The organism is Sphingobium xenophagum (genome assembly GCF_031457465.1).
Taxonomy (GTDB): domain Bacteria; phylum Pseudomonadota; class Alphaproteobacteria; order Sphingomonadales; family Sphingomonadaceae; genus Sphingobium; species Sphingobium xenophagum_A.
Window position 1 is genome coordinate 113,583 of the sequence record NZ_JAVDWV010000010.1, and the last position, 19,812, is coordinate 133,394.

A 19,812-nucleotide genomic window follows, 5' to 3' on the forward strand; every position below is an offset into this window, starting at 1 on the left:
GGTGCGACGCTCCCTTTTTTACAGCGCCGCTTGTGCGGCTGCCGCCCTGTTCAATGCCTCCGCAGCGCTCTCCAGTTCGGCCGGTGTCGTATAGCGGCCAAAGCCGATCCGCACCGATCCACGCGCCTGTGCGTCTGTCAGGCCCAGTGCGCGCAGCACATGGCTAGGCCTGCCGGACCCGCTTGCGCAAGCGCTGCCGAGCGAAAAAGCGATATTGCGGCAATCCGACAACAATCGCGCGCCATCGATTCCGGCGCGGCGCAGGTTGAGATTGCCCGGATAACGCGCCGTCATGCTGCCATTGATCGTCCAGTCGGCGAACAGGGTGCGGGCAAGGTCGGCCAGCGATTCGATATGGGCGCGGTCAGTCTCCGCCCGTTCGCGCATCAATCGCGCGGCAACCCCGAATCCGGCGCACAGCGCAGGCGAGAGCGTGCCGGAACGCAACCCGCCCTCCTGCCCGCCGCCATGGATGAGCGGGGCGAGACTGACCCCGTCGCGCAGCCACAAGGCGCCAACCCCCTTTGGGCCATGGATCTTGTGCGCGCTGATCGCGACCATGTCGCATGTGTCGGGGATCGGCACCCGGCCATAGCCCTGCACCGCGTCGCACAGCAGCAGCGCGCCTGCCCGATGCGCCAACGCCGCCAGCGCCTCGACGGGCTGGATGACGCCGATCTCATTATTGACCAGCATCACCGCCACCAGCGCCACGCCGGGCCGGATCGCCTGCCTGGCCGCATCCAAGTCCACGACACCGTCCGCGCCGACCGGCAGCACCGTCACAGCCCGCCCCGCGCGTCGCAAAGCCTCGACCGTATCCAGCACCGCCGCATGTTCGGTCGCGATCGTCACGATATCGCCTTTGGGCGCGCCCTGAATGGCGATGTTGAGCGCCTCGGTCGCGCCCGACGTGAACAGCAACCGCCCGCCTGGCGGCAACAATGCGCCGACCGCCTCGCGCGCCACCTCAACCTGCGCCGCCGCCGCCCGGCCCGGCCGATGCGCGCTATGCGGGTTGGCAAACTGGTCGCGCAGCAGCGGCACCATCGCGTCGAACGCTTCAGGGGCCAGCGGCGTCGTCGCCTGATAATCGAGATAGATCATCGCCGCGCCCGCGCGGCCATCGCGGTCCAGGCGGCGAGGAAACGATCGACATCGCCCTCGCTTGTCTGCGGCCCGAAACTCACGCGCACCACCTCGCTCGCCACCGCCTCGTCCCAGCCCATCGCGTGCAGCACATGGCTGGTTTTGAGCGACCCCGACGAACAGGCACTACCCGCCGAAACCGAAATGCCCGCCATATCAAACTGAATCAGTTGCGCGCGCGCCGACAGGCCCGGCATCCGGTAGCTGGCGATGGCCGGGATACGCGGCGCATCGCGCGCGACGATCACCCCGCCCGCCGCCTCGATCCCCGCGTCAAGCCGTGCGCGCAGGATGGCGGCACCCGGCAACCAGTCCGCACGCGCCTCCAGCGCCGCCGCCATCGCCAGGATCGCAGGCAGATTCTCTGTCCCCGCGCGATAACCCTGTTCCTGCCCGCCACTCGCTTCGACCAGCGCCAGATCGCGGATCAACAGCGCGCCGGTGCCGGGCGGACCGCCGAATTTATGCCCACTGATCGCGATCATGTCGGCAGCGGGCAGCGGCAGTTTGCCCGCGCTCTGAGCGCAATCCGCGAACAGGATCGCGCCATGGCGCTCGATCTGATCGAGCGGCTGAATGACGCCGGTTTCATTGTTGACGTGCTGGATGGCAAACACTGTTTTGTGATCCGTTCGCCCTGAGCTTGTCGAAGGGTTCTGCTTTTCTTGAGACAAGAGAGGGGCTTCGACAGGCTCAGCCTGAACGGGTGTTTTAACTATGCCATCCCCATCAACCGCCAACCGCTCGGCCCCTTTCGTCACCCGCAGCACCGCATCATGCTCCACCGCCGACGTCACGACCCGCCCGGCCTTTGCCCGGCCCAGCCCGATCGCGATCGCCTCGCTCGCCCCTGAGGTGAAAATCACATGGCCGTCCCAGCCCAGCGCCGCCGCGATCCGGGCGCGGGCCTCCTCCAGCGCGGCGCGCGCGGCGCGGCCGTCGGCATGGGGACTGGACGGGTTGGCCCAATGGCCCATGGCGGCAACCATCGCCGCCTGCGCCTGCGCCAGCATCGGTGTCGTCGCGGCATGATCGAGATAGAGACGGTCGGCGGCCAAGGGGGCTACTCATTGATTGCGGAAATGGCGGCGGCTTCTATATAGGCGGTCTGCCGCGCTGCGCCAGCACATCCCTTGGCGCGCCCGTCGCGACTCCATTTGCCGCCCTGCCCATCCGGGCCGAGTGGCCCAGAACGATAACAGGTGCCATGCCAGACGTAATCTTTACCGGACCCGAAGGCCGTCTCGAAGGCCGTTTCAGCCCCCCGCCCCGCCCGCGTGCGCCGGTCGCCATGATCCTGCACCCGCATCCGCAGGGCGGCGGCACCATGAACGACCGCATCACCCAGGCGCTCTACAAGACCTTCGTGAAGCGCGGCTTTGCCGTGTTGCGCTTCAACTTCCGGGGCGTGGGCCGCAGCCAGGGGACGTTTGACAACGGTATCGGCGAATTGTCCGATGCCGCAGCGGCGCTCGACTGGGTCCAGAGCTTCCACCCCGAAGCGCAGACCACCTGGATCGCGGGCTTTTCCTTCGGCGCGTGGATCGGCATGCAATTGCTGATGCGTCGCCCGGAAATTCGCGGCTTCATCTCGGTCGCCCCGCCCGCCAACATGTACGACTTCTCCTTCCTCGCCCCCTGCCCCTCGTCGGGCATCATCGTGCAGGGCACGTCGGACGAAGTCGTGACCGCCAGCGCCGTCCAGAAACTGGTCGACAAGCTGCGCACGCAAAAGGGCATCACCATCCATCATGATGAAATCCGGGGTGCCAACCACTTCTTCGAACATGAACTCGACCAGTTGATGAAGTCGGTCGACAATTATCTCGACATGCGCCTGTCCCCGGATTCGCCGATCCGCTGAATATCGCCAAGGGCCATCCGCAAGGGTGGCCCTTATTCGATCAGCGCCGTTCCAGCCCTGGCAGGTCCGGCCCCGGTATCGCCGTGATCGCGACATTGCCGAACATCACCAGCCCTGCGATGATCATCAGCGCCCCACGCTTGCGGTCGCGCAACTTGATCATCACATAAAGGCCGCCGCCGGTCAGCAGCAGCCCGGCCAGCATCAGGATGGAGAGGATCGTGCCTGTCATGCTTCTGCCCATAAGGGCGGCGGAGCAAGGTGGCAATCTACCGCTTCTGCCCCTAAGAGGCGCGGGAACGAATCACCCCATCGGTGAAGGGACGCACCGCAGATGAAGATCGCCATCGCATCCGACCACGCCGCCATCGAATTGAAGGCGGAACTGGCGCAATGGCTGCGCGACGAAGGGCATGAGGTCGCGGATCTCGGCCCGGCCTCGAACGACCGCGTCGATTATCCCGATTATGGTTACAAACTCGCGACAGCGGTTGCATCTGGCGCGGCGGATCGCGGCATTGCGCTGTGCGGGTCGGGCATCGGCATTTCGATCGCGGTCAATCGCAACCCGGCCTGCCGCTGCGCGCTGGTCGGCGAACCGCTGTCGGCGGCGCTCTCACGCGAACATAATGACGCCAATGTGCTGGCCATGGGCGCGCGCCTGACCGGCGTGGACATGGCCAAGGCCTGCGTCATCGCCTTCCTTACCACTGAATTTGGCGGCGGCCGCCATGCCGGCCGCGTCGACAAACTCTCCCAGCCTGCGCTCTGAAAGGATATTTCGATGAGCATCGACACCCTCAGCCCGGCCATCCGTCAGGACGGCTTTTTCAGCGAATCGCTCAGCAGTGCGGACCCCGAAATCTTCGGCGCGATCGAAAATGAGCTGAAGCGCCAGCAGGACAAGATCGAACTGATCGCGTCCGAAAATATCGCGTCGAAAGCCGTGCTGGAAGCCGCAGGCTCGATCTTCACCAACAAATATGCCGAAGGCTATCCCGGCAAGCGCTATTATGGCGGCTGCGAATATGCCGACGTGGTCGAAACACTGGCGATCGAACGGGCAAAGGAACTGTTCGGCGCGAAATTCGCCAACGTCCAGCCCAATAGCGGCAGCCAGATGAACCAGGCCGTGTTCCTGGCGCTGCTCCAACCGGGCGACACTTTCATGGGCCTCGACCTGTCGTCGGGCGGCCATCTGACCCACGGGTCGCCGGTCAACATGTCGGGCAAATGGTTCAACCCGGTCGCCTATGGCGTGCGTGCCGACGATCATATGATTGACATGGACGAAGTCGCCCGCATCGCGCGGGAGAGCAAGCCCAAGCTCATCATCTGCGGCGGCACCGCCTATTCGCGCCATTGGGATTTCGAACGCTTCCGCGAGATCGCCGACGAAGTGGGTGCCTATCTGCTCGCCGACATGTCGCATTTCTCCGGCCTGGTCGCGGGCGGCGCACACCCCTCGCCCGTCCCCCACGCCCATGTCACCACCACCACGACCCACAAGTCGCTGCGTGGCCCGCGTTCGGGCATCATCCTGTGCAATGACGAGGCACTGGCCAAGAAGTTCAATAGCGCCATCTTCCCCGGCCTGCAGGGTGGCCCGCTGATGCACATCATCGCCGCCAAGGCCGTGGCGTTCAAGGAAGCATTGACGCCTGAGTTCAAGGCCTACGCGCACCAGATCGTCGCCAACGCCAAAACGCTGGCCGCAACGCTGGCCGATGCTGGCCTGTCGATCGTGTCGGGCGGCACGGACAATCATCTGATGCTGGTCGATCTGCGCGCCAAGAACACCACTGGCAAGGCCGCCGAAAAGGCGCTCGACCGCGCCTACATCACCTGCAACAAGAATAACGTGCCGTTCGACACCGCCAGCCCGTTCGTGACGTCGGGCGTGCGCCTCGGCACCCCGGCCGGCACCACGCGCGGTTTTGGCGAAGCGGAATTCCGCGAAATCGGCGAGTTGATTGCCGAGGTCGTTGAAGGCCTCAAGCGCAATGGCGATGACGGCGACGGCCAGGTCGAAGCCCATGTGCGCGAAAAGGTGCTGGCACTGACCGGACGGTTCCCGATCTACTAAACGATAAAAGCCCCTCCCCTCTAGGGGAGGGGTTGGGGTGGGGCCTGTCCAGTTTCGGCAGCGTTTGAGCAGGCCCACCCCCTAGCCCCCTCCCGCGAGCGGGAGGGGGAATTTTAAGGAGACGATCATGCGCTGCCCCTTCTGTTCCCATGAAGACAGCCAGGTGAAGGACAGCCGGCCGACGGAGGATGGCGCCGCCATCCGCCGCCGCCGCCAGTGCGAAGCGTGCGCCGCCCGCTTCACCACCTTCGAGCGCATCCAACTCCGCGACATCTGGGTGGTCAAGAGCGAGGGCCGCAAGGAAGCGTTCGAGCGCGATAAGCTGGCCCGCTCAATCGGCATCGCCTGCCGCAAGCGCCCGATCGACCCAAGCCGCATCGAAAAGCTCATCTCCGGCATCCAACGCCAGCTCGAAACCAGCGGCGACACCGAAGTCCCCGCCCGCGCGATCGGTGAAATGGTGATGGAAGGCCTCAAACGCCTCGACAGCGTCGCCTATATCCGCTTCGCCAGCGTCTATAAGGACTTCACGGATGCGAAGGATTTCGAGGACTTTGCCGGAACGGTGAAGGAAGTGGGCGGGTGAGTGGGAGTAAAATACTCTATGCCGTTCGCCCTGAGCGAAGTCGAAGGGCTCGACCGAGCGCAGCGAGGTCCTGATCAGCAATGACTTTTCATGCCTATATGCTGCGCTGTTCAGACGGCTCTTATTATACGGGCCACACGGATAATTTTGAAACACGGATTGCCCAGCATCAGTCGGGCGTCATCAAAGGCTACACCTTCGATCGTCGCCCCGTCGAACTCGTCTGGTCTGCCGAATTTGAAACGCGCGCGGAAGCTCTTGCCAGCGAACTCCAAATCAAGGGCTGGTCGCGCAAGAAGAAGGAAGCGTTGATTGCGGAGAATTGGGACAAGCTGAAAAAGGCTTCCGTTTCCCACACTTCGCCTTCGCTCAGTGACGCCCTTCGACTTCGCTCAGGGCGAACGGAGGATGAGACTGATCCTGCTGACCAATCGGAAACCTACATGCCCCCACCCCCCGTCATCGTCCTCGTCCGCCCGCAACTGGGCGAGAATATCGGCAAGGCCGCGCGCGCGATGCTTAATTTCGGGCTGACCGAGATGCGGCTGGTCACGCCCCGCGATGGCTGGCCCAATCCCGACGCAGGCCCATCGGCGGCGGGCGCGGATTTCATCCTCGATCAAGCCCAGGTCTATGAAACGCTGGCCGACGCCGTGGCCGACTGCGCCCATGTCTATGCCACCACTGTCCGCAAGCGCGGCGTCACCAAGCCCGTGGTCACGCCCGAAGAAGCCGCCCGCGAAATCCATGCCGCGCAAGGGCGCTGCGCCTATATTTTCGGCCCCGAACGCTCCGGGCTGGAGACCGAGGATGTCGCGCTGGCCCGCAAGATATTGACCGTCCCGATCAACCCGGAATTCGGCTCGCTGAACCTCGCGCAAGCGGTCATCCTCTGCGCCTATGAATGGTCGAAACAGGCGAATCTCGCCCAGCCCACCATCACCGACCTTGGCGTGCCCGCGCCGCAGGAGGAGTTGGAGGGCATGATCGACCAGTTCACCACGCTGCTCGAAAAGGTCGGCTATTTCTTCCCGCCAGACCGCGCGCCCGCGACCAAGCTGACGCTGCGCAACCTGCTGACCAAGCCGGGCTGGAATCATCTGGAAGTGCGGACACTGCGCGGCGTGATCTCGCACCTGAACCGGCCGCGCGAACGCTGACCGGCGGCGGGGGTGTCAGATGCCCCCGGCCGTCACGGGCCAACCGCCCGCTTCCAGGCCTTCTGACAATGCCGTGACGCACGCATCGAGCTTGTCGCTATCAGTCGATCGCACCACGAAATTCGCGCCCGTGCGCCCCTCGCGAAAGAAGGGATAGCTGCCGATCTGGCATCCCTCATGCGCGCGCTCAGTTGCGCCCAGCAGGTCGGCAATCTCGCTTTCCGCGACCCAGCAGCCGACGGTCGCGGACTGCACGGGCACGCCGCCCTCCAGCGTGCCCGTCAGCTTGTCGAGCATCCCGGCGGTGATATGCGGCACGCCCGCCATGATGAAGATATTGCCATGCCGGATGCCCGGCGCGCCCGACATGCGATTTTCGATCAGGCTCGCACCCGCCGGCACCCGCGCCATCCGCAGCCGCGCGTCGGTCAGCCCGCCGCGTGTCTCATAATAGCCCGCCAGCATCGCCCGCGCCTGCGGATGGATTTCCACCGCCACGCCCAGCGCCGCCGCGATCGCATCGACCGTGATGTCGTCATGAGTCGGGCCGATGCCGCCGGTCGTGAAGAGATAATCGTTGCGTGCGCGCAATATATTGACCGCCTCGACGATCGCGTCCTGATCGTCGGCGACGACCCGCACTTCGCGCAGGCGAATGCCCTGGACGTTGAGCCATAGCGCGATCTGCGCCACATTCTTGTCCTGGGTCCGGCCAGACAATATCTCGTCGCCGATGACGATCAGCGCGGCGGTCCAGATGCGGGTGGTATCGGCCATGGCCGCTGCATAGCCTGCACGGGTCGCGCTGCCTAGCCGCCCTCTCGCATTATCGCGCATCTGCCCCTATAGTCATGCCATGACCGAATATATGACGATGACGGCGGACGCGCCGATCTCCCGCTCGACTGCGATCAAACTGTATGACGCAGCCGGTTTTGCTGGCATGCGCAAGGCCGGACGGCTCGCCGCCGAGATACTCGACGCGCTGGTGCCGCATGTCGTGCCGGGCGTCACGACCGGCGAGCTGGACGACATCGTCCGGCGCATGACGTTGGATGGCGGCGGCGTGCCCGCAACCCTGGGCTATCGTGGCTATACCCATAGCTGCTGCACCTCGATCAACAATGTCATCTGCCACGGCATCCCCAGCGACTATCGGCTGAAAGATGGCGATATCGTCAATATCGACGTCACCCCGCTGGTCGATGGCTGGCATGGCGACACCAGTCGCATGTTCATCGCGGGCGAAGCGCCGATCAAGGCGCGCCGCCTGGTCGAAGTGACCTATGAATGCCTGATGCTGGGGATCGAGCAGGCCAAGCCCGGCAATCATCTGGGCGACATCGGCGCGGTGATTCAGCGCCATGCCGAAAAGCACCGTTATGGCGTGGTCCGCGACTTTTGCGGCCATGGCCTGGGCCGCGTGTTCCATGACAGCCCGGAGGTCGTCCATGTCGGCCGCCCCGGCACTGGCCCCGAATTGAAACCCGGCATGTTCTTCACCATCGAACCGATGATCAATATCGGCAAGGCGGGCGTGAAGATGCTGGACGATGGCTGGACGGCGGTGACGCGCGACCGCACCCTGTCGGCCCAGTTCGAACATAGTATCGGCATCACCGAAACCGGCTGCGAGATCTTTACCAAAAGCCCCGCTGGCCTGGACGCGCCGCCCTATCTGTGAGCCAATTTTTTGCTGCTTAAAAAACGGGCAGCGGCACAGGAAATTGCCCTGAATCCGGGCAATATGGACAAAGATTGCGGCATCGCCGAAAGCATATCCTGGCGATTCGCCACTTGGCACGGTAATTGAAGAAATAGAGGGACGACGCAGGCCAAGGGGGGCATGATGTTCGTCTCTCGCACGGGAGAGAGGGATGCGGATCGACCGTATCCCGTCGGGCGTCATGGTTGGGATTACGAGTGATGAAAAAGATCGAAGCGATCATCAAGCCGTTCAAGCTGGACGAAGTGAAGGAAGCACTCCACGAAGTGGGCGTGTCGGGCATCACCGTGACTGAAGCCAAGGGCTTTGGCCGCCAGAAGGGCCATACCGAACTCTATCGCGGCGCTGAATATGTCGTCGACTTCCTGCCGAAGGTGAAGCTGGAAGTGGTCGTTGACGACGCGCTGGCCGACCGCGTGGTCGAAGCGATCTGCGCCGCCGCGCAGACCGGCCGCATCGGCGATGGCAAGATCTTCATCTCCAATATCGAGGGCGCCGTTCGCATCCGCACCGGCGAGCGGGACAGCGACGCGATCTGATGGTTCTCCGCCAGCCCGATTTTCAGGCTGGCACTATGTAAGTTTCTGCCCGGTCTTCGCGGACCGGAACATGATGGGCATCCACCTTACCCCTTCGGGGGGGTATCTTGAGAGAAGGGCAACTGCACATGGCCAATACGCCAAAAGACATCCTGAAGATGATCGCGGAAAAGGAGATCGAATGGGTCGATGTCCGCTTTACCGATCCCAAGGGCACCTGGCATCACCTGACCATGTGCGCCAACGTCATTGGCGAAGATGAACTGACCGACGGCCTGATGTTCGACGGCTCCTCGATCGAGGGCTGGAAGGAAATCAACGAATCGGACATGATCCTCAAGCCCGATCTGGACGCGGTTTTCTTCGATCCGTTCAGCGCGACGCCGATGATGATCCTGGTGTGCGACATCGTCGAACCGCTCGACGGTTCGCTCTATTCGCGCGATCCCCGCTCGACCGCCAAACGCGCCGAAATGTTCCTGCAGTCGACCGGCCTCGGCGACACCGTATATATCGGCCCGGAACCCGAATTCTTCATGTTCGACAGCGTCGAATTCGACAACACCTATGCCTCGTCCTTCTACAAGCTGGACGATGTCGAACTGCCGACCAACACCGGCACCAGCTATGACGGCGGCAATATGGGCCACCGCCCGCGCGCCAAGGGCGGCTATTTCCCGGTCGGCCCGGTCGATGTCACCACCGACATCCGCGCCGAAATGGTGACCACGCTGATGGAAATGGGCCTGCCCATGGACAAGCATCATCATGAAGTCGCTGGCAGCCAGCACGAACTGGGCCTGACCTTTGGCAAGCTGGTCGAAACCTGCGACCGTATCCAGATCTACAAATATGTCGTGAAGATGGTCGCCCAGGCCTATGGCAAGACCGCGACTTTCATGCCCAAGCCGATCAAGGCGGACAATGGGTCGGGCATGCACACGCATATCTCGATCTGGAACAAGGGTCAGAACACCTTTGCCGGTGACGGCTATGCCGGCCTCTCGGAAACCTGCCTGTTCTTCATCGGCGGCGTGATCAAGCATGCCAAGGCCTTGAACGCCTTCACCAACCCGACCACCAACAGCTACAAGCGTCTGGTGCCCGGCTTCGAAGCACCCGTGCTGCTCGCCTATTCGGCGCGCAACCGTTCGGCCTCGTGCCGCATCCCTTATGGTGCTGGTACCAAGGCGAAGCGCGTCGAATTCCGCTTCCCCGATCCGCTCGCCAACTCCTACCTCGCCACCGCCGCTTTGCTGATGGCGGGCATCGACGGCATCGAGAACAAGATCCATCCCGGCGAGGCGATGGACAAGAACCTCTATGACCTGCCGCCGGTCGAGCTGGCCAAGGTGCCGACGGTGTGCGGTTCGCTCCGCGAAGCGCTCGAAAGCCTGGAAAAGGATCAGGACTTCCTGCTCAAGGGCGGCGTGTTCACCAAGGACCAGATCGACGCCTATATGGAATTGAAGTGGCCCGAAGTGTATCGCTGGGAAATGGCCCCCTCGCCGGTCGAATTCGACATGTATTATAGCGGCTGATCTTCTCAGTCCTGCTCGATAGAAAAGGCCCGGCCGCTTCGCAGCGACCGGGCCTTTTGCTTTGGCGGACAAGGCGCAAGCCGCCCCACTCCACCCGTCGCAAGCGCTGGCGGCCACCCTTCCTTCCTTAACCTTTTTCCTCCATATCAGCGCAGCATGACCACGCCCCTCACGTCCCATGAACCCGCCACCGGCGTCCTGCTCTGGCAGGGCGAGGCGGGGGACGTGGATGCGGAAGTCGCGCGCGCCCGTGCCGCCTGGCCGCGCTGGGCGGCGCAGCCCATCGCGGTGCGCATCGAAACCCTGCGCCGCTTCGTCAATATCGTGCGCCGGAACGAGGATGCGCTGGCGGACCTCATCGCGCGCGAAACCGGCAAGCCGTTATGGGACGCCCATGCCGAAGTGACCGCCGTGATGGCCAAGGTCGATATCTCGGTCGCCGCCTATTCGGAGCGAACCGGGCAGAAGCGGCTGGAGGCGGCACTGGGCGCGCGCCAGTCGGTCCGGCACAAGCCGCATGGCGTGATGGCGGTGCTTGGCCCCTATAACCTCCCCGCCCATCTGCCCAATGGCCATATCATCCCCGCCCTGCTGGCGGGCAATGCGGTTGTCTTCAAGCCGTCAGAAAAGACGCCTGCGGTCGGCGAAATGCTGGTCAAACTCTATCATGAGGCGGGCGTCCCGTTCGATGCCCTGCGCCTGCTGCTCGGCGGGCCGGACACGGGCAAGGCGCTCGCCGCCCATCCTGATGTCGGCGGCATATTGTTCACCGGGTCGGCGCAGACCGGCATCGCCATCAACCGCCAGTTCGCGGCCCAACCGTCCAAGATCCTGGCGCTGGAAATGGGCGGCAACAACCCCATCGTCGTGTGGGACACGCCCGAAATCAACGCCGCCGCCGTGCTGGTCGTCCAATCCGCCTTCCTGAGCAGCGGCCAGCGCTGCACCGCCGCCAGCCGCCTGATCGTCAAGGACGCCATCGCCGACCGGTTCATCGCGGAGGTCAAGAAACTGGCCGACCGGCTGATCGTCGATCACCCCCATGCCACCCCAACGCCCTATATGGGTCCGGTCATCGACAATGCGACCGCGGACGGGCTGACCGAAAGTTTCCTCTGGCTGATGAGCAATGGCGGCAAGCCGATCAAACATATGGTGCGCCCCAAAAAGGGCCTGCCCTTCCTAAGCCCCGCGATCATCGACGTGACCGCAATGGCCGAACGACCCGACGTTGAGCTGTTCGGCCCGCTGCTCCAAGTCGTTCGCGTCACCGAGTTCAGCGATGCGATCGCCCAGGCCAACAGCAGCCGCTATGGACTGTCCGCTTCGCTGATCGGCGGATCGCCGGACCAGTATAATCAGTTCTGGGCCAATGTCCGCGCGGGCGTCATCAACTGGAACCGCCCGACCAACGGCGCCTCCTCCGCCGCCCCGTTCGGCGGCGTCGGCATTTCAGGCAACCATCGGCCCACAGCCTATTATGCGGCGGACTATTGCGCCTATCCGGTCGTGTCGGCGGAAATCGAAACCCCCCGCGCCGCGATCGGCGTAGGCCTCAAGGATATTGACGTCAGCGCGATGGGCGACTGACCGGCGACTCGCTTCAATCGATCATCGCTTCGACCGTCTCGTGCGGATAGCGCATGAACTCACTATAGATTTTGAAGTGCGGGGTTTCCTCAAGCGTCGTCGGCACGATGCCATAGCGCTCGATCTGCCACAGGTCCGCGTCGGGCAAGGCCATCAATATGGGCGAGTGGGTCGCCATGATGACCTGGCAATTTTCGGCACGCTGCATCTGACGCAACACGCGCAGAAATTCGAACTGCTTGTGCGGCGACAAGGCGGATTCGGGTTCATCGAGGATGAAGATGCCCTGGCCGCTGAACCGCTCCTCAAAGAAATGGAGGAACCCCTCGCCATGGGAGGCCGACAGATAATCCGCACGCGGCGACCCGGAGTCATCCAGATAGCGCGCCACTGAAAAGAAGGTTTCCGCGCGGAAAAACCATCCCTGCTTCACCTGCGGCAGCCAGGCCGCGCGCAGCAATTGACCAAGGCTCGCCGCATCCGCACCAGACGCGAAAGACTCTTCGACCGCGCGCATGCCCTGCGCACCGCCGCGTTCGCTGAACCCGGCCAGGGTCGCGATCGCCTCTAACAATGTCGATTTGCCCGATCCATTTTCGCCAACGATGATCGTCACCGCCTTGTCGAACGACAGGTCGAATCCGCCCGCATGCAGGATGGGCATGGACAGCGGATAGACGTCCCATTCCGGGCCGCTCTTATCCTGCTGTTCAGGCAACCAGACCCGCTTTAGAAAAGGCGGCGGCAGGGATGTGGGGCGTTGCTTGCGGGCCATGATGGCCGGACGATATGGTGCATCGCGAACCGGAACAAGGCAAAGCGGCGACTGAGCGGTCCCCCCGCCAAAACATTTCCTACCCCCGTCCATAAGCATTCTGAATTGAACTCACCCCGCGCATTGGCCACATGGCAAGCATGGCTGACACGCTACCTGCTACCGTCCACCTGGTGGGCGCGGGTCCGGGCGACCCGGAACTGCTGACGATCAAGGCCGTGCGCCTGATCCGCGACGCGCGGTTGATCGTGCATGACGGGCTGGTGTCGGACGAGATTCTCGCGCTCGCCTCCCCCGATGCCGAACTCATCTCCGTCGCCAAGCAGCGCAGCCGCCATTCGATGCCGCAGGACGCGATCAACGCGCTGCTGGTGCGCTGCGCGCTGGCGGGCGAAGCGGTGGTGCGGCTAAAGGGCGGCGATCCCTTCATCTTCGGTCGCGGCGGCGAGGAAGTCGATGCCTGCCGCGCGGCGGGCGTGCCGGTCGAAGTCGTGCCCGGCATCAGCGCCGCCATCGGTGCCGCCGCGCAGGCGCAATTGCCGCTGACTCACCGCGATGCGTCGAGCGCCGTCACCTTCGTCGCCGGCCAGTGCAAAGGATTGACCGATCAGGATTGGTCGGGCCTCGCGGGCAAGGGCCGCACGCTCGTCATCTATATGGGCGTGGCGACCGCGGCGCAGATCGCCGACAAACTGATCGCCGATGGTGTATCGCCGGGCCTCCCGGTCGCGGTACTGGAAAATGGCACCCGCGCCGACATGCGCACGCTGCGCACATTGCTTGCCGACTTGGGCGATATGGTGGAACGCGAAGCCGTGATCAGCCCGGCATTGATCGTGGTCGGCGAGGTGACAGCCCATGCGCTGGCACAGGACGTGCTGGTCGGCTGGGCACAAAGACAGAGTAATGGGGCGGAGATGCGTTCGTGAAGATTTTGACGGGTAATGATCTGGCGTCGGGCGACGTCATCTGGTGGGCGGGCGATGGCTGGTCGCGCCAGGTCAGCGATGCCGCCGATGTCGGCGCGCAGGGCGACGATCTCGCCCGTGCAGAGGAAGCGGCGCTGCGCGTCGTCGGTGCCTATGTCATCGATGCGACCATCACCGACGATGGCGTGCGCCCCGCCCATATCAAGGACCGCATCCGCGCGCTGGGGCCGACCGTGCGCCCCGACCTGACCCTGAAACCGAACGATGCCGATGCCGGCAACTGGGTGATCTGAACCATGTATCGTTATGACAGCTATGACCAGTCGATCGTCGATGCCCGCGTCGAGGAATTTCGTGACCAGACAGAGCGCCGCCTTGCTGGCGCGCTGACCGAGGACCAGTTCAAGCCGCTGCGGCTGATGAACGGCCTCTACTTGCAACTCCACGCCTATATGCTGCGCGTCGCCATCCCCTATGGCACGCTGTCGGGCACGCAATTGCGCAAGCTGGGCGAGATTGCGGGCAAATATGACAAGGGCTATGCCCATTTCACGACCCGCCAGAACCTGCAATATAATTGGATCAAGCTGGCCGATGCGCCCGACATCCTCGCCGAACTGGCGACGGTCGAGATGCACGCCATCCAGACGTCGGGCAATTGCATCCGCAACATCAGTTCCGACCAATATGCAGGCGTCAGCGCGGACGAGGTGGCGGACCCCCGCCCCTGGGCCGAATTGCTGCGCCAATGGTCGAGCTTCCACCCCGAATTCACCTATCTGCCGCGCAAGTTCAAGATTGCGGTGATCGCGTCCGACGATGATCGCGCGGCGATGCGCCTGCACGACATCGGCCTCAAGCTGGTGGAGCGTGACGGTGTCGTCGGCGCGGAAGTCTATGCCGGTGGCGGTATGGGCCGCACCCCGATGGTCGCACCCTTGATCCGCGACTTCGTGGCGGAGGACGAGATCATCTCCTATCTCGAAGCCTGCCTTCGCGTCTATAATCGCCACGGTCGCCGCGACAACAAGTATAAGGCCCGGATCAAGATCCTGGTCCATGAGATCGGCGTCGAGGAGTATAAGCGCCAGGTCGAGGAAGAGTTCGCCCATATGCGCAACCTTGGCCTCAACCCGCCGATCGAGGAACTGGCCCGCATCCGCGCCTTTTTCGCGCCGCCTGCTTATGAAAGCGGCCTGTCCGACACGATCGACCGTAGCGACCGGGCGTTCGCGCTCTGGCTCGACCGGCAGGTCGCGGCGCACAAGGCACCGGGCTATGCCATCGTCAATATCAGCCTGAAACCGATCGACGGCATCCCCGGCGACGCATCGGCCGAGCAGATGGCGCTGGTGGCGGACCTGGCCGAAAGCTATTCCTTCGACGAACTGCGCGTCACCCATGCGCAGAACCTCGTCCTGCCCCATGTGCAGAAGGCGGACCTTTACGCCATCTGGCAGAAGCTGGCAGCGGCGGGCTTGGCCGAAGCCAATCTCGACCTCATCACCGACATCATCGCCTGCCCTGGCCTGGATTATTGCGCGCTGGCCAACGCCCGCTCCATTCCCCTGGCGCAGAAGATCGCGGCGCGCTTCGCGGATGCGGAGCGGCAGGCGGACCTTGGCGAATTGAAGCTCAAAATTTCGGGCTGCATCAACGCCTGCGGCCATCATCATGCCGGGCATATCGGCATATTGGGCGTGGACCGGCGCGGCGTCGAGAATTTCCAGCTGCTGCTTGGCGGCTCCGGCGCGGAGGATGCCTCGCTCGGCCAGATCACTGGCCCCGGTTTCTCGGAAGATGGCGTGGTCGATGCGATCGAGAAGGTCACCGACATCTATCTGGCCGAGCGCGCCGATGGCGAACGCTTCCTCGACACCTATCGCCGCATCGGCATGACGCCCTTCAAGGAGGCGATTTATGGTTGATCATACACAACAGCCGTTCGTGTCGAGCGCAGTCGAGACACGGCTAGGGCGCGCTTCTCGTTTCTCGACTGCGCTCGAAACGAACGGAGGTTTTCGTCGTGGTTGAATTTCTCTCCTTCCGCGACGGCGAATCCACGCAGGAACCCGCCGTGACGGTCGAAGCCTTCACCGGCCAGTCCAACGCCACCGCCGTCCGCATTGAACCGGGCGAAGACGCCCGCGAATTGCTGCCGCACCTCGACCGCATCTCGCTGGTCGAAGTGAATTTCCCCGGCTTTGGCGACGGGCGCGGCTATTCGGCGGCGCGCATCCTGCGCGAGGCGGGCTATCAGGGCGAATTGCGCGCCGTGGGCGACGTGCTGGTGGATCAGATCGTCGCCATGCGCCGCTGCGGCTTCGACAGCTTCCACCCGGCCAAGGCGCTCGACGATGCCGCCGTCGATCGTGCGCTCACCCGCTATGCAGACGTCTATCAAAAGACGATCGACGGTCGCGCGCCCATTTGGGCCAAGCGGCACCCGGAGACACAAAATGGCTGAAGCCGCCCGCACGCTCGACATCATCGACACTCGCCCCGCCTTCGTTCAGGCGGATGCGGACGCACTCAACGCGCGGTTCGAGGGTGTGGGCACGCTGGACATGCTCAAGACCGTCTTTGCCGAAGGGCTGGCCGGGAATGTCGCGGTCGTCTCTTCCTTCGGCACCGAAAGCGCCGTGCTGCTGCATCTGGTGGCGCAAGCCGACCCGACCGTGCCAGTGATCTTCGTCGACACGCTCAAGATGTTCGCCGAAACGCTTACCTATCGCGACACGCTGATGGACGCCTTCGGCTTCACCGACAGCCGCACCGTGACGCCGATCGCCGAAGTGATCGCCAAGAAGGATGAAACCGGCCTGCGCTGGTCCTATGATCCCGACGGCTGCTGCGAAATCCGCAAGGTCGAACCATTGAAGCGCGCCAAGGACGGCCTTGATGCCTGGATTTCCGGGCGCAAGGCGTTCCAGTCGGTCACCCGGCAGAACCTGCCCCGTTTCGAGGTCGAAGACGGCCGGCTCAAGATCAACCCGCTGGGCGACTGGACCAAGGATGATCTGGAGGCCTATTTCGCCGACCACGCCCTGCCCCGCCACCCGCTGGAGGCGCAAGGCTATCTCTCGATCGGCTGCGAACCCTGCACGTCCAAAGTCCTGCCCGGCGAAGACCCGCGCGCAGGCCGCTGGCGCGGTTGGGATAAGGTCGAATGCGGCATCCACTCGCCCGTCACCCCCATCCCCGTGGTCGACCCGGAAGACCCGGCGAACATGCCGGTATTCTGACCTTTTGAGTCACGCGGAGACGCGATGACGCGGAGAAAGGGGCGATAAAGGCAACCGTTGCCCTCACACCGGCCGAAGGCCGAACAGAAAATCTCCGCGTCTCCGCGCCTCCGCGTGAACAATAGCAAACCCCAGATGACCGCTCAGCCGTTCGCCCACCATATCAGCACCCGCCGGAAGATGGCGGCCTGATACCAAAGTGCATTGACGGGAACTTATAGCTTGTTGTTCCCCGGCGAAGGCCGGGGTCCAGTCCCACGGTCAGAACTGGACCCCGGCCTTCGCCGGGGAACAACGCGCATAAGTCAGCCTTATGGCGCGATGGTATTACCCGCCGCCCGGACAATCTCCGCCCAGGCCTCCTCGCTGATCACTTCGATCCCCAACGCGCTCGCCTGTTTGAGCTTGCTCCCCGCCCCCGGCCCCGCGACCACCAGGTCCGTCTTGGCACTGACCGATCCCGCCGCCTTGGCCCCCAGTCGCTCGGCCTGCGCCTTGGCCTCGTCGCGGCTCATCGTCTCTAGCTTGCCGGTGAACACGATCGTCTTGCCCGTCACCGCGCTGGCGGTGGTTTCCACCACATAAGGCGGCGGCGACACTTCGCTCAGCAGATCCTCCCAAGCCGTCACATTATGCGGTTCATGGAAGAAATCGGCGAGCGCATGGCCCACCGCCGCGCCGACATTTTCCACCCCGATATGTTCGGCAATCGCCTTGTCGCGCTTGGCCTGCGTCTCGCCTTCCGGTGCCGCCGCGCGCAGCGCCATAATTTCCTGCGCCAGCGCGCGCACCGCTTCCAGCGTCGTGTAGCGCTTCAACAAATCGCGCGCCGTGACCGCGCCAACATGGCGGATGCCCAGCCCGAACAGCAGCCGCGCAGCATCGGGCGCGCGCTTCGCCTCGATCGCGGCGAGCAGATTGTCGACCGACTTTTCCTTCCACCCCTCGCGGCCGACCAGCTCGGCGCGATGGCGTTTCAGGCGAAAAATATCGGCCGGTTCGGTGATCCAGCCCAGATCCAGAAACTCCTGAATCGACTTCTCGCCCAGCCCCTCGATGTCCAGCGCCACGCGACTGACGAAATGGCGCAACCGCTCGAACCGCTGCGCCGGGCAGATCAGTCCGCCCGTGCAGCGATAATCGACCTCGCCCTCCTCGCGCACCGCCTCGCTCTGGCAGATCGGACATTGGGCCAGGAAGATATAGGGGTCGCGCGCCTCGTCGCGGCTCAGATTTTCGACCACCTGCGGGATGACGTCGCCCGCCCGCTGCACCACGACCCGGTCGCCCGGCCGCACCCCCAGCCGCGCAATCTCGTCGGCATTGTGCAGCGTCACATTGGACACCACCACGCCGCCGACCGTCACCGGGGTCAGCCGCCCCACCGGCGTCAGTTTGCCGGTGCGCCCGACCTGGATATCGATCGCCTCCAGCGTCGTCTGCGCCCGTTCGGCCGGGAATTTATGGGCGATCGCCCAGCGCGGCGCTTTCGCCACAAAGCCCAGCCGCTGCTGCCAATCGAGCCGGTCGACCTTATACACCACCCCGTCAATATCGAACGGCAGGTCCGCCCGCGCCCGCTCGATCCCGCGATAATGAGCCAGCAGCGCCTCAAGCGTCTCGACCCGCACCAGCATGTCAGACACCGGCAATCCCCAGGCCGCAATCGCCTGCATCACGCCAAGCTGCGTGTCGGCGGGCAAATCGCTATGCGCGCCCCAGCCATGGGCGAGGAAACGCAAGGGACGGCTGGCGGTCACGCTCGCATCCTTCTGCCGCAGAGACCCAGCCGCGGCATTGCGCGGATTGGCAAACTGCCGCGCCTTCTCCGGCTCGTCCGCCTCAGCCATCAGCCGGGCGTTGAGCGCGGTAAAATCCGCCTTGGCCATATAGACCTCGCCTCGCACCTCGAACAGGTCGGGCACGGCATAAAGCCCCTCCCCTTTAGGGGAGGGGTTGGGGTGGGGGCCATCCTCCTGGAGAAGCTTGGGGGGCAAGCCCCCACCCCCGGCCCCTCCCCTGAAGGGGAGGGGTGAAAGTTTTTGAGGAATATCAGGGATTGTGCGGACGTTGGCGGTCACATCCTCGCCTGTCGTCCCATCGCCCCGCGTCGCGGCCAGCACCAGTTCGCCCTTCTCGTACCGCAACGAGCAGGACAGGCCGTCAATCTTCGGCTCGGCCGTCAGCGCCACCGGCGCATCCTCCGCCAACGCCAGAAAGCGCCGCACCCGCGCGATAAATTCGCCGATATCCGCATCCGCAAAGCCATTATCGAGGCTCATCATCCGCTGCGCATGCGCCACTTTCTTGAGCGTCGACGTTGGCGCAGCCCCGACCTGGGCATTGGGCGAATCAGCCCGCACCAGATGCGGAAACGCCGCTTCAAGGGCGTTATTCTCGGCAATCAGCGCATCATAGGCCGCATCGCTAATCTCCGGCGCATCCGCGTCATGATAGAGCCGATTATGCTTCGCCACCTCGCGCGCCAAGCGCATCAGGCGGTTGGCGGCATCGGCGTCGGAAAGGGTCTCAAGGTCGATCATGCCCCCTCCATAGCCGCCTTGGCAGCCCGTGCGGAAGAGTGAAGCTTGTCCACAATCGCCAAAGGCGACGGCAGAAGAT

At 63.9% G+C, this 19,812-nt stretch carries 20 protein-coding genes; 14 read left to right on the forward strand and 6 right to left on the reverse strand.

Annotated elements, in window-relative coordinates; genetic code table 11:
• Positions 1-18: 18 nt before the first annotated feature.
• Positions 19-1,107 carry a cysteine desulfurase family protein gene (locus tag J2W40_RS12085; RefSeq protein ID WP_310225052.1) on the reverse strand — a complete coding sequence of 363 codons (1,089 nt, stop codon included), beginning with the start codon at positions 1,105-1,107 and terminating at the stop codon, positions 19-21.
• On the reverse strand, positions 1,104-2,207 hold the full coding sequence (locus J2W40_RS12090; RefSeq protein ID WP_310225054.1) for a cysteine desulfurase family protein: 1,104 nt from the start codon (positions 2,205-2,207) through the stop codon (positions 1,104-1,106). The genes J2W40_RS12085 and J2W40_RS12090 overlap by 4 nt, the downstream gene beginning before the upstream one ends.
• A gap of 149 nt (positions 2,208-2,356) precedes the next feature.
• Between J2W40_RS12090 and J2W40_RS12095 the strand changes: the two genes are divergently transcribed.
• Positions 2,357-3,013: an alpha/beta hydrolase gene (locus J2W40_RS12095; RefSeq protein WP_017184627.1), complete on the forward strand. Its 657-nt coding sequence runs from the start codon at positions 2,357-2,359 to the stop codon at positions 3,011-3,013.
• A gap of 40 nt (positions 3,014-3,053) precedes the next feature.
• Here J2W40_RS12095 and J2W40_RS12100 read toward each other — a convergent pair whose 3' ends face one another.
• Positions 3,054-3,245, reverse strand: coding sequence for a hypothetical protein (locus tag J2W40_RS12100; RefSeq protein ID WP_310225063.1), 192 nt, complete (start codon positions 3,243-3,245; stop codon positions 3,054-3,056).
• A gap of 102 nt (positions 3,246-3,347) precedes the next feature.
• On the opposite strand from J2W40_RS12100, the gene rpiB reads away from it, so the two are divergent.
• The 4 genes from rpiB to J2W40_RS12120 all read left to right on the forward strand — a co-directional run bounded on the left by rpiB (position 3,348) and on the right by J2W40_RS12120 (position 6,845).
• The gene (gene rpiB, locus J2W40_RS12105; protein ID WP_310225066.1) at positions 3,348-3,785 is read left to right on the forward strand and encodes a ribose 5-phosphate isomerase B; all 438 of its coding nucleotides are present in this window, start codon (positions 3,348-3,350) and stop codon (positions 3,783-3,785) included.
• A gap of 12 nt (positions 3,786-3,797) precedes the next feature.
• The gene (gene glyA / locus J2W40_RS12110; RefSeq protein ID WP_310225068.1) at positions 3,798-5,099 is read left to right on the forward strand and encodes a serine hydroxymethyltransferase; all 1,302 of its coding nucleotides are present in this window, start codon (positions 3,798-3,800) and stop codon (positions 5,097-5,099) included.
• Positions 5,100-5,226: 127 nt separating this feature from the next.
• The gene (nrdR, locus tag J2W40_RS12115) at positions 5,227-5,685 is read left to right on the forward strand and encodes a transcriptional regulator NrdR (protein ID WP_037477501.1); all 459 of its coding nucleotides are present in this window, start codon (positions 5,227-5,229) and stop codon (positions 5,683-5,685) included.
• 80 nt (positions 5,686-5,765) lie between these two features.
• Positions 5,766-6,845: a TrmH family RNA methyltransferase gene (locus J2W40_RS12120; protein ID WP_310225071.1), complete on the forward strand. Its 1,080-nt coding sequence runs from the start codon at positions 5,766-5,768 to the stop codon at positions 6,843-6,845.
• Between the two features lie 15 nt (positions 6,846-6,860).
• Here the strand turns inward: J2W40_RS12120 and J2W40_RS12125 are convergent, their stop codons facing one another.
• The gene (locus tag J2W40_RS12125; protein WP_310225073.1) at positions 6,861-7,622 is read right to left on the reverse strand and encodes a competence/damage-inducible protein A; all 762 of its coding nucleotides are present in this window, start codon (positions 7,620-7,622) and stop codon (positions 6,861-6,863) included.
• 79 nt (positions 7,623-7,701) lie between these two features.
• On the opposite strand from J2W40_RS12125, the gene map reads away from it, so the two are divergent.
• The 4 genes from map to astD all read left to right on the forward strand — a co-directional run bounded on the left by map (position 7,702) and on the right by astD (position 12,241).
• Complete coding sequence (gene map, locus J2W40_RS12130) at positions 7,702-8,529, forward strand: type I methionyl aminopeptidase (protein ID WP_310225075.1); 828 nt, start codon at positions 7,702-7,704, stop codon at positions 8,527-8,529.
• A 242-nt stretch (positions 8,530-8,771) separates the two neighbouring features.
• Positions 8,772-9,110, forward strand: coding sequence for a P-II family nitrogen regulator (locus J2W40_RS12135; protein ID WP_037476853.1), 339 nt, complete (start codon positions 8,772-8,774; stop codon positions 9,108-9,110).
• A 128-nt stretch (positions 9,111-9,238) separates the two neighbouring features.
• Positions 9,239-10,651 carry a type I glutamate--ammonia ligase gene (glnA, locus tag J2W40_RS12140; RefSeq protein ID WP_037476854.1) on the forward strand — a complete coding sequence of 471 codons (1,413 nt, stop codon included), beginning with the start codon at positions 9,239-9,241 and terminating at the stop codon, positions 10,649-10,651.
• 156 nt (positions 10,652-10,807) lie between these two features.
• On the forward strand, positions 10,808-12,241 hold the full coding sequence (astD, locus tag J2W40_RS12145; protein WP_310225078.1) for a succinylglutamate-semialdehyde dehydrogenase: 1,434 nt from the start codon (positions 10,808-10,810) through the stop codon (positions 12,239-12,241).
• Positions 12,242-12,254: 13 nt separating this feature from the next.
• On the opposite strand, the gene J2W40_RS12150 is transcribed toward astD, so the two are convergent.
• A complete protein-coding gene (locus J2W40_RS12150) occupies positions 12,255-13,016 on the reverse strand; it encodes an AAA family ATPase (protein ID WP_310225080.1) in 762 nt (253 codons plus the stop codon).
• 140 nt (positions 13,017-13,156) lie between these two features.
• Between J2W40_RS12150 and cobA the strand changes: the two genes are divergently transcribed.
• The 5 genes from cobA (at position 13,157) to J2W40_RS12175 (ending at position 17,190) form a co-directional block, all read left to right on the forward strand.
• A complete protein-coding gene (gene cobA, locus J2W40_RS12155; RefSeq protein ID WP_310225082.1) occupies positions 13,157-13,945 on the forward strand; it encodes a uroporphyrinogen-III C-methyltransferase in 789 nt (262 codons plus the stop codon).
• On the forward strand, positions 13,942-14,238 hold the full coding sequence (locus J2W40_RS12160; protein ID WP_310225084.1) for a DUF2849 domain-containing protein: 297 nt from the start codon (positions 13,942-13,944) through the stop codon (positions 14,236-14,238). The genes cobA and J2W40_RS12160 overlap by 4 nt, the downstream gene beginning before the upstream one ends.
• 3 nt (positions 14,239-14,241) lie before the next feature.
• The gene (locus J2W40_RS12165) at positions 14,242-15,873 is read left to right on the forward strand and encodes a nitrite/sulfite reductase (protein ID WP_310225086.1); all 1,632 of its coding nucleotides are present in this window, start codon (positions 14,242-14,244) and stop codon (positions 15,871-15,873) included.
• 98 nt (positions 15,874-15,971) lie between these two features.
• Positions 15,972-16,412: a DUF934 domain-containing protein gene (locus J2W40_RS12170; RefSeq protein ID WP_037476858.1), complete on the forward strand. Its 441-nt coding sequence runs from the start codon at positions 15,972-15,974 to the stop codon at positions 16,410-16,412.
• On the forward strand, positions 16,405-17,190 hold the full coding sequence (locus J2W40_RS12175; protein WP_310225089.1) for a phosphoadenylyl-sulfate reductase: 786 nt from the start codon (positions 16,405-16,407) through the stop codon (positions 17,188-17,190). The genes J2W40_RS12170 and J2W40_RS12175 overlap by 8 nt, the downstream gene beginning before the upstream one ends.
• A 311-nt stretch (positions 17,191-17,501) precedes the next feature.
• Here J2W40_RS12175 and ligA read toward each other — a convergent pair whose 3' ends face one another.
• Positions 17,502-19,733, reverse strand: coding sequence for an NAD-dependent DNA ligase LigA (ligA, locus tag J2W40_RS12180; protein WP_310225091.1), 2,232 nt, complete (start codon positions 19,731-19,733; stop codon positions 17,502-17,504).
• Between the last annotated feature and the right edge of the window lie 79 nt (positions 19,734-19,812).